The organism is Varibaculum cambriense (assembly GCF_032557235.1).
In the GTDB taxonomy this organism is placed as follows: domain Bacteria; phylum Actinomycetota; class Actinomycetes; order Actinomycetales; family Actinomycetaceae; genus Varibaculum; species Varibaculum cambriense_C.
On the sequence record NZ_JAWGMB010000016.1, the window covers coordinates 1 to 10,002 of the forward strand.

General features: G+C 50.4%; 4 protein-coding genes. 3 read left to right on the plus strand and 1 reads right to left on the minus strand.

Annotated elements, in window-relative coordinates; all coding sequences use genetic code 11:
- The coding region (locus E6072_RS08690) for a prealbumin-like fold domain-containing protein (RefSeq protein ID WP_316695119.1) at nt 1-545 on the plus strand (545 nt) is incomplete at its 5' end.
- A 412-nt stretch (nt 546-957) separates the two neighbouring features.
- Here the strand turns inward: E6072_RS08690 and E6072_RS08695 are convergent.
- A complete protein-coding gene (locus E6072_RS08695) occupies nt 958-4,596 on the minus strand; it encodes a family 20 glycosylhydrolase (protein ID WP_316695120.1) in 3,639 nt (1,212 codons plus the stop codon).
- A 246-nt stretch (nt 4,597-4,842) separates the two neighbouring features.
- Here E6072_RS08695 and E6072_RS08700 point away from each other — a divergent pair, with 246 nt between their 5' ends.
- Nucleotides 4,843-8,103, plus strand: coding sequence for an exo-alpha-sialidase (locus E6072_RS08700; RefSeq protein WP_316695121.1), 3,261 nt, complete (start codon nt 4,843-4,845; stop codon nt 8,101-8,103).
- 350 nt (nt 8,104-8,453) lie between these two features.
- Entirely contained in the window at nt 8,454-9,446 is a 993-nt protein-coding gene (locus E6072_RS08705) for a hemagglutinin (RefSeq protein ID WP_316695123.1), read from the plus strand.
- The last annotated feature ends 556 nt before the right edge of the window (nt 9,447-10,002 follow it).

Below are 10,002 nucleotides of genomic sequence, written 5' to 3' on the forward strand. Positions count from 1 at the left end.
CTTATACGCTTATGGTTGAAGCTAATGGTCGTGTTGGTTATCGGACAGGTAAAATAATTAGATATCCCAATGGTGAGTTCTACATCCCGAACCTGAAGGAACCAGTACAGACAATCGATATCTCTCTCAACAAAGTATCCGATAAAGGTACCGCGCTAGAGAACGTAAAATTCGATTTATACGAAGCCGATAACCCGGATAAACCAGTACAGAATATAACCACCGGAAACGACGGGAAAGCCAACTTAACGGTTACGCCCGGACATAAATATCGGTTAGTAGAAACCGAAACAGTCTCCGGATACGCCCTCCTGCCACAAGCAATAGAATTCCAGGTGGATGCAAACGGTACGGTAACAATAGATAAACAAAACGGAAACGTGAACACCGTAACTGGGGGAGACAAAACCCTGAAAGTAGTAAACTACCCCGAAGGAAAACTGCCCTTATCAGGGCAGTCCGGATTCCTGGTTGTATTGCTTAGCGGATTATCCTTATTGTTGGTGGGCGTGGCCATATCCCTCGTGGGAAGAAAACGAAACTAAAACGGCAACCTAGCATCGCTAAACGCGACCCTGTTGGCGGTTTTGGCTATTAACTGAGGATCGCGAGGTGAGGGTACTCTGCCCGGGGCTAATAGTTATTTGAACAATAGCCCTGCGGCGCTTCCCTTCCAATCCTCGCTTAACCTAAACCTTGTAAAACTACTTCTCAGCGAACACCGAGCCATGCACGTTCCATAACCATGCCCGGAGCTGGTAACAACCACGGTTAGAGGAAAATCTGGTGGCTCACAAAAGGGCAGTAGGCCGTCATTAGCCCCAAAATAAGCATTTACGGGGTAATACCCCCAACCCGGTAGTAGCCCGTATTAGCCCCGTTTTTACCCCCACAAATGAATCTGGGGTTGGTAAGCGGAATCTCCGCTTACCAACCCCAGATTAATGATTAGCTACTCTAGAGACGTCGGCGCTTAATCGCCACCGCCCCTGCGGCTATCAATACCAAGGCTGCAGCTAGCGCGATTGCCGCATTCGAACCGGTGCCTTCCAAACCAGGGGTGCTGGCATGGCCGTTTCCGTTCCGGGCGGGTTCGGCGCTGCCGGGCGCTTTCCCTTTACCGTCACCACTGGCGCTTCCGCCCGGGACAGGCTTATCGGAAGTGCCAGGTTTACCAGTATCTCCCGGCTTATCGCTACCGCCTGGCTTGTCAGTGTCCCCAGGAGTATTTTCCTCGGTGACTGTAATCGTGAAAGCTGTGGTAACTGCTTCTTCATCCGGGTTCTCTGCGATAACCTCTACCGGGTATTTGCCAGCTTTAGCCGGTTTCCCGCTAATCACCCCAGTTTGCTTGTCAAAGACTACTCCCGCCGGGAGACCTTTAACTTTCCAAACTGTACCTTTAGCTACCTTCACCGGTATGCCTTTAATTGCCGAGCCTAGCTGCAGAGTCTGGTCAGCTATGGGCGCGATTGTCGCTGCCGGAGCTGCCGGATCAGCAGTTGGCCACTGATTAGCTGGGGCGCTTTGAACTTTAACTGCTGGCGAAACCGAAATTGGGTTCTCCGGCTGCGCGGGCGCTGTCAAGGTGGCCGGTGGCATCTGTGAAGATACACAGATAGCAGCCGCGGACGCGAACTGGTCTTCCCTGCCTGCTACTTCGTCCCACACGTCGGTAATCAGCAGTTTCACGTACTTGGCTTTTACCGGATTGTCATAGTAGGCACGCTGCCAATCGGTTCCATTTTCCCACTGCCCCTCTTTTTGTAGCGTCCAACCTGCGGTTGCATTGCCGTCTTTAGTGGTGTCAGAGGTGTAAATCTTATAACTCTTGATACGACCGTTCACTTTCCCTTGCCGTGAAAGGTACTCGACCGAGAGCATATTGTTAATAGTGCCATCGGGATTAGTTAGTGCCTGTTGCGGACTAAATACCAGCCAGTGAGGCAAACGATCTACTCCGCCAGCCCATTTACTGTGCCAGAAAGTATTGGATTTACCTGATTCGTCTACGCCATCAAATGCGGCTTGTACGTGACCATTAGTAGAGCCTTCACCGGTTTTTTCTTCCGAGTCTGCGCTTAAATCGGTAAATCCATCACATACGCGAGGTCCTAGCATTCCGCTCAAATTAACAGTAGTGCTTAGCTCTTCATTCCCCATCTTCCAGGTAAAGGTGACGCTACCAGTCGTTCCGGTGGTATTTACCAGCTTAAATTTAGCAGTTCCAGTGCCACGCGCAGGGAGCTCAGCCATTTGGACTGTTTCCGGCAGAACCTTCCAGCCTTCACTCACGGTGGCTTTAATTTCTGAGGGCGCGACTTTGGCATTATCGGCAGCTGAAACTGTTACCGTAACTTCCCGCGGTTCAGAGGGATTCACATCCTTAATCTCTGGCTGATCAACGGTAATCGATTTTTCACGAACCAGGGAGAACAGGGCTTTATCAGCCAGCTTTCCTTTGGTGGCCACCAAATCTTTCGGGAATTGCGCAACCTTGCCGGCGGCTAGATTATTTCCAGTCCCAGATAATGATTTTTCCAGCAAAGTGGCGTCAGCCTTTACCTCCGCAGCCGAAACTCCTTGAATATCTACATGCTTCTCGCTGCCGTCAGCCACTGCCAGGTACTGGATTGAAACCGCGTTCCGCAAAGAAACCTTATTATCGGCTTCTACCACTACCTGCCATTTCTGTTGGTTTCTTTCCCGACCGCTAGCAAAAGCATTCTTATAGCTTTCACTGAGCGGGCGGCAAGATACCAAGGTAGGCTGGGCACCCACTTCGCTAACCGCACCTAAATGTTTTTTACCTTCACTCATCGTCAAGCATTGTCCGGTAGCAGTATTGGAAATCTGATAGTAACCGTCATAGGTTTTTGCCAGCTTCCAAGGCCCTTTGGCTACCGGATCCAATTCTGGTAGGCCGTATACCCCATCGGGAACCGTAGCTTCCTGCACCTTGGAACGGGTAGTAGGATCGCCCAGAGAATCGATGGTAGCTTTCATACCGTCAGCACCCTCCCATTTAGGCCAAGGACGAGAAGCCGACCAGGTCATTTGGGCTAAGAACCGCAGAGAATCAGCCGTTATCATCTGGACTTCGTTCTCGTTTTCGTTGATGTTATCGGGCCATAGCGATACCCGCGCCCCTAGGAGTTTGTCGTAGTTAGGGTCAATTTGGGCGCCACCATCAAAAGTGCCCACGTTCCAATTTTTATTGTTATACAGGTTATTTGGCTTCATGGCATAGGTGTAACCAGCCGGATTAAAGGCGCGTGACCAATACATTGCTTGGGGAACATTTGTTAGTTGATATCCCCGTTCCGCGAGCTGCTGCGGAGTTAGCGTACCGCCCTTTTTGAACCAATAATCAATAACAATATCTTTATCCAGCTGAACGTTTGCGGTGTCGTAAAGACCATCGTTGAAAATCCGCAGATTCTTGCCTTTACCTTTTACGTAAGTATTTATTTCATTGATAAAAGCGGTAAAAGCATCATTAGCGTTGGCGCTGGGGCCAAAAGCGTCTTGAGCATACTCCGTTAACTGGGGATACAGTTCATAACCGCCATCCATGGTGTATTCATCAGCCCCCATATGCCAGAATTTCGAGTCGAAAGCCCCGTCATATTCATCGATTAGCTTCTTAATGAAAGCCCGGGCCTTAGGGTTGGAAATATCAAGTTGATTAGACTGATATTCGCCTTTCTTATTTACCAGTCGATATTGGGGAGCATTCTCCAGCCAAATATTCATATGACCTGGTGAGTTTATTTCCGGAATAACGTCAATATTTAGGCTCTTCGCTTTAGCGACAAACTTTTTAACGTCCTCGGGGGTGTAGTATGACCAGGTCTGAGTGTCGGGATAGGCATCAGACTTTAGTTTCATTTCTAGGACGATGTTATTGATATGCAAGTCAGCAGCATCATCCAGAAAACGCTCAATCCATTCGGTTGAGATATTGAGCTGGCAGGCACACAGAGTTACCCCTCGTTCTTTGTATTTAGGTACTGATACTACCGAGCCTGCCGGTAAGGTTAGCTGTTTTTGGCGCATCAGCTGGGAAAAGGAGCGGGTCCCATAAAACACACCCGCGTCAGTCGCGCCGATGATTTGCACGCCGGAGGAGCCAATCTTTAGTTCAAAGCCTTCTGCCCCTAAGTCTTTGCGCGTACTATCTTGCAATAAATGCACGTCGAATTCGCTAGTACGCTTACCTATTTTCGCGGGAACCGGCGAACCTAAATAGGCGCTAAGCTCTGTCGCTAGTGCTTTAGCCCGCGCGTTGAGCGGCTGGGTGGAAACTACCCGCGCGCCCTCGGCTAGCGTCCAGGTTCCGCCACTAGCTTTCCAAGCATCCAGACTGGGAATAGTTTTCGGTAGGGTAGCGGAGCCGTCAGCTTGATAGGCTCCGAGAGGTTCGGCCGCAGCCGTGGGAGCGGGAAGCGATATTGACAGAGCTAACGCCCCACTTACTAGGGCTACCCCTAAAGGTTTCAATAGTTTTGAGCCTATTCGCTGCCGACCCTTACTGGCCTTATCAGCTTTAACCCAGGAACATAAAGATGGATTTTTTCGTTTTTGAAGCAACACTGCTACACCTGCTCTAATCTTAAAATGAGTCTGAGGATTTATCAGATTTTAACTTACCACACGTGAACAGCTATTACGTTAAGACTTATTAAGCTAACGCTAGCTTTACTTGATAAAATACAGTCCAACCAAAGAATGTGGGAGTTTCCACAAATTGAATCTGGTGTTTCCAGGTAACTAAAGCACTAAGTTATTACAAACTGTCGATGTTGGTAAAACTGTTTTTGTATTGTTACTCTAAGTTTCATGAGCGCAAAGAAGCACCCCATTTTAAAGCCAGTAATCAGTATCTTGTTTGCCCTAGCCCTAGCAATTGGGGCAGGCCTAGCCACCCCCTTAAGTGCCTATGCGGCAGAGCCTACTTTAGTAGCTACCAAGGACACTGAGCAGGCGAAAATAGAGCTATATCTAGTATCCGGAGATCCTAAAGTAGCCGGTCAGACCGTTGAATACCGGGTAAAACTAACCAATAAAACCGCCAAAGCTGCCTCCTTCGAGTCAGTGAACTACAACTTGGCAAATGCGGAAGGTTGCAAATGGCGCAACGCTGCTGCCAATACAGTGCAGGAATGTTACATAGCGGGAATCGCGAAAAAACTAACCCACGTAGTTACCAAAGCTGAGGCTACGGCAGGCGGATTTGTCCCCTACGTTACTTTCCGGATGTATTCCGAGGTGGAATATGGCGGTGAAAAAACCAGCCTGGGCGGAATCAACGAAAATAAAATACCGAGCACCCTTACCGTTACCAACCCGAAACCAGCCGGTCAAAAATGGACGTTAGGCGAACGCATCAACTTCAAAGCCACTTTGATTAACCACACTGGCAAAGCGCGGGCACTGTCCGCTAAAAGCTCCAACCTGGATAATTGGGAAGGCTGCAAATGGTCAAATATGCCAGTTAATAAAGAAATGGATTGCACTGCCCCCTACCATGTAGTCACGGAAGCTGACGTTAAAGCCGGTAAATTCACCCCCGAAATAGTGTGGCAGTATTACCCCAACGCCGGATACACGGGGACAGCCACCTATTATGCGACCACCGAAGCCGAGGCGCTGCCAGTTGCCAGCAACTATCTAAAGTTGGACAAGTTTGAGCTGGCTGACGAGTCACAAAAAGCCCACTACCAGGTGGGAGATGTTCTTAAATTCGCGGTAGAAGTTAGCGCTAACGGGGACGATGCTTTGACGGTAGCACCTGTAACCGACACCGCCGTAACTAACCTGACTGACAGCACCACCAGCAGCTGCGAGCGTGAAAGTCTGGCAGTCGGGACAGTTCACCGCTGCCAGCTGACCTACACCATCACTGAAGCTGATTTAACCCGTGGCGAAGTCGAAGCCAAGTTAGCTATTGACGGGAAAATGGGGCAGCAACTACTTAATCGCGTTACTGCCACAACTTTTGTATATACCCAAAAGCAATATCCGCAGGCAGACAGGGGCACTAAAGCTAAAGACGCGGATCCGGCAGCGGAAGCTAAAATCAGTAACCCGCAGATTATAGCTACCAGTTCAAAACAGGCGAATATCCGTATTCCGGCAATCGCCGTTGCCCCGAATGGAGATTTATTAGCCTCTTACGATTACCGTCCGAAGAACGGCAGGATGAACGGGGGAGATTCCCCGAACGAAAACTCGATTATGCAGCGCCGTTCTACCGATAACGGCAAGACTTGGCAGCCAGAAACAGTGATTGCTCGCGGAATCGTGGGCAGCAATATTGCCGGTTCCAGGGGTTACTCCGACCCCTCGTACGTAGTAGACCATGACAGTGGCACTATTTTTAACTTCCACGTTTACAGCCAGGTTGCAGGCGTATTTGCCAATAATCCTGCCTATACTTTCACTCCAGAAGGCAAAGTTGATGAAAACAGCGAACACGCCATGAACCTAGGGCTGTCCGTATCTACCGACAATGGTCACTCTTGGACGCAGCGAGTAATCACTGACCAGGTATTAGGGGAAAAAGCGAAGGAACTGCAATCGTGCTTTGCTACCTCCGGTGCCGGTACCCAAAAAATGACTGCTCCTGACAAAGGACGGCTGCTGCAGCAGATGGCCTGCGTCCCGAAGAGCGGAGGGATTGTTGCCTACACGATTTATTCGGATGACCATGGTAAAACCTGGAAATCTGGTAACCCCACCCCAGCAGTAGTTGAGGGTAAAAAGTTTGACGAGAACAAAGTTACTGAACTAAGCGATGGGAGCCTAATCTTGATTTCGCGCTCCCAAGCTGGTGGAGGTCGCATTATTTGTACCTCTACCGATTCCGGGGAAAACTGGAAAGATTGCCACGTTAGCAAGGATTTAGCTGACGAGAACAACAACGCGCAAGTGATTCGAGCTTTCCCAAATGCTAAACCCGGCACTTTACGTTCGCAGGTGCTACTGTTTTCGGGAACCGATAATGGCCGTAAGAATGGATATGTTTGGGCTTCGTTTGATAATGGGAAGACCTGGCCGGTAAAGAAACAGTTCAAGACTGGCGGCACGGGCTATACCACTATGACTGTGCAGAAAGATGGCAATATCGGGTTATTGATGGAGCCCAATGGGGGCGGATGGCAAGACATTGCCCACCTCAGTTTTACTCTGCGCTGGTTAGAGGATGATTTCCGCACCGAGCTTAAAGGGAAAGATTCCGCTGCTAGCGGGCAGATTGGTAAAGCAATCACTCCGATTTCACTGGGTACTTTATTTGAACGCAACGACCCGGTGCTCGCAGATACTTTCGAGGTAACTGGACTGCCCGAGGGTCTGGCATTCGATAAAGAAACCGGTCAGATTAGCGGCACTCCTGTTGGAAAACTTGAGGCAGACAAAGACTATGAAGTAACCGTTAGCCTCACAGAAGCCGAAGACGGCACTGGGTACCCCAGAGCCGCCCAGGCTAAGCTCGCCCTCAAGATTTCCCCGCGAGATGCCACCACTCCGGCGCCTACCCCGCAGATTAGTCCGATAGCTGACCAAACCGTAAAAGCGGACTCGATGATTACTCCTATTAAGCTAGAGGTTAAAGACGGGGCTATCGGGACAGTTACCGGACTGCCCGAGGGCGTTAGTTTTGACGCCGCTACTGCAACCATCTTAGGGACCCCCAAGAAAGCGGGCGTTTATAAAGTTACGGTAACGGCTGTGAACGTAGATGGGCAGGAAAAAGCTACAGCTACCTTTACCATCACCGTTGAGGAATCAAAGCCGACCCCCGGAGGCGATCAGGAACCGGGCACGAAGCCAGATCCCGGTACAGATCCAGGAACTACCCCTAATCCGGGTACTTCCCCCGGTGATTCCACCCAAAAGCCAGGTCAAAGCGGTAAAGACCATAAGAACCTGAAGCCCCAAGCGACTGGAAAAGCGGCAAACCAGAAAGCTCAAACCGCTACCCCGCAACGAAAGGGACTAGCGAGAACCGGCGCAAATATGGGAGCCGAGTTGTTGGCGGTCTCGCTATTAATGTGCGGACTGGGTATCGCCATGCTTCAGCGCAGGAGGCATGAATAGAATCCAGTAACTAAGTAAAGGTTTTGTCCGGTGATGGATTGGTTTTCATCACCGGACAAAATAATTCTAGGCAATGGGAATATTGGGCATTAAGAACTCACGGAGCCTGTTAGATCGCGCGGTTAAGGAGGATTGGGGAACGCCGGACCGAGAAGCGCCAGTCGGCGCTAAGGCCGCTCGTAGCGGCAATTTTTGGAGCCCGGGGCTAAACGGCCCGACGCTCTTATAGTCTAACGAAAGCCCTCCACCCTTGCATCTACCCTGGTAAGAGAGGATAATCGCAGATTTAGTCTGGAAAGAAGTTTATGTTCCCTTTGCCCTGAGAACCTAAATCTAGCGATAATGGGAAGGTGATTAATACTGCCCGGAAATATCGTTTGCGCCGTCTAGCAGCGCTTTTGATATTGGTTGTCCTGGTGGTAGTAATCGCCCTAGTGGTGAACCTGATTTATGGGTATATCCGGCAAGAAGAATCTGCTGATTCCATTCCCGAACCCGCCATGCCTCCGGTTAGCGCGCAGGGATATGACGCCACCGATTTAATCAGTGAAGCAGAGTTTACGCGCTGGGATTCCCTTTCGTCCTCCCAGATTCAGGATTTTATTACGGATTGGGGATACGGATGCCGCGCAGGTAAAGCTAAAGCTATGCCGGAAAGCACTGGAGTTGCGCGGACGAATGATGGCAACCAAAAGCAAGAGGTGGAAGTTCCTTGTTTGAAAGATTTTCGCGCTAGCTTGCGCCCTCATGATCCTGACCGATTTTGCCCGCAGGCGGTACCGGGCGGAGATAATCTTACTGCCGGTGAGGTTATCGCCCAGGTTTCTCGCAGCTGTCAGATTAATCCGAAAGCAATTTTGGTGACCCTACAAAAAGAACAGGGGCTGATCACCGTTTCTTCTTCCCGGCTTACCCCACGTCGATACGAAATAGCCATGGGTTACGGATGCCCCGATCATACCCAATGTGACTCCCAGTTCTACGGGTTTGGCACGCAGGTGTACTACGCGGCGCGCCAATGGCGACGTTACCACCTTGATCCTGGTTTATATGATGTGCAGACTGGTAAACCGGTTACTTTAGGTTACGGTCCGGATGCAGGCTGCGGCAGTAAGGAAATAGTTCCGCGAAACTGGCCGACCGCCGCCCTCTACAACTACACCCCCTACTTGGCTTCAGCCGATGCGCTCGCCGGACTTAGTGACGAGTGCGCCCAGCCGGGGAATCTGAATTTCTATCAATTTTATAAAGCCTGGTTTGGTGATCCCCGCCAGGGCGGGGGAGAAGTCCGGACCCGTAAAGCCTTGGCGCAGCGACAAGCGCAGCAAAAAGCAAAGCAGTAATAATAAGAAAATAGGATTCTAATTGACAATAATCCTTCATTGTTTACGCAGGAAAATGCTAAAATTACGGGGAGCGTTTGCAAGTTGACGCTCTGGCGAAGGATGTTATGGGAGGTATCCTGCGCCTAGGGGAGGATGCCAGGTATTTTCCCCTGACTCGGATCCCTACCGAGGACTGTTAGGGACTTGGGGGCTCAGGCAGGAAGCCTGAGCCCCCAAGCAATTCCCCTCCTCTAAACATGCTGAGTTTACATGAACACCACTTGCGGCGGGGCTGGCTCGGTAAAAGCGCCCTGGGTTAAGCGCGGGGGAGAAGTTTTTCCTCCTGCCCAAAAATTTGGAAAACGTGGCGGCGTTTTCCAAATTTTGCGCCCGCCTAGCCTGCTCGGATAAAACTTCTCCCCCACGCAAGGGGCACAATTGGTACAAGATTTCCGCAAGGTACGTACTGAGCGTGCAGGGGCGGATTTATGCCGTAGGGTAGGCTGCGGGCGTTAAATCCGTGAAAATGCCAGAGCATTTTCCGGATTTCGGGGCGCGAGGCAAAATCCGCCCC